This window comes from Amphibiibacter pelophylacis, assembly GCF_037688875.1.
GTDB lineage: Bacteria > Pseudomonadota > Gammaproteobacteria > Burkholderiales > Burkholderiaceae_C > Amphibiibacter > Amphibiibacter pelophylacis.
This window is the reverse complement of sequence record NZ_JAWDIE010000048.1, coordinates 1-447: the sequence shown is the minus strand read 5'-3', so window position 1 is coordinate 447 and position 447 is coordinate 1. Positions and strand designations below refer to the sequence as shown.

The 447-nt window shown below is 66.9% G+C and carries 1 pseudogene; it reads left to right on the top strand.

From position 1 onward, the window contains the following. A pseudogene (locus RV045_RS14330) lies at positions 1-447 on the top strand (hemagglutinin repeat-containing protein); the annotation flags it as partial.

Below are 447 nucleotides of genomic sequence, written 5' to 3'. Positions count from 1 at the left end.
GCGGATGTGAATGCGCAAGTGGTCATCACGAAGGACTTCAGCCCGGCCGCCAGCAATTACATCGGCAAAGTGGGTGACGGGCACCTCGATGAGGCAGCGGCGCTGGAGGTGCAGGCCACCCGGGCACGCGAAGCGGGCAACACGGAACTGGCTGACCGCCTGGCACTGCAGGCGCAGGAACTGAAAGACAACTGGGGTCCTGACGGCAAACTGCGGGTGCTGGCACACATGGCAGTGGGCGCACTGGCAGGCGGGGTGGATGGCGCTGTGGGCGCTGGCGCGGGGACGGTGACGGCCCCGGCCGTGATGGCACAGCTTGAGAAGTCGGGTTTGCCGGAGGATCTGGCCAAAGGAATCGTGGGCGCAGCCAGCACGACGGTGGGCGCCATCGCGGGCGGCACGGCGGGCGGTGCTGCGGCGATGAATGAGGTGGCGAATAACTATCTG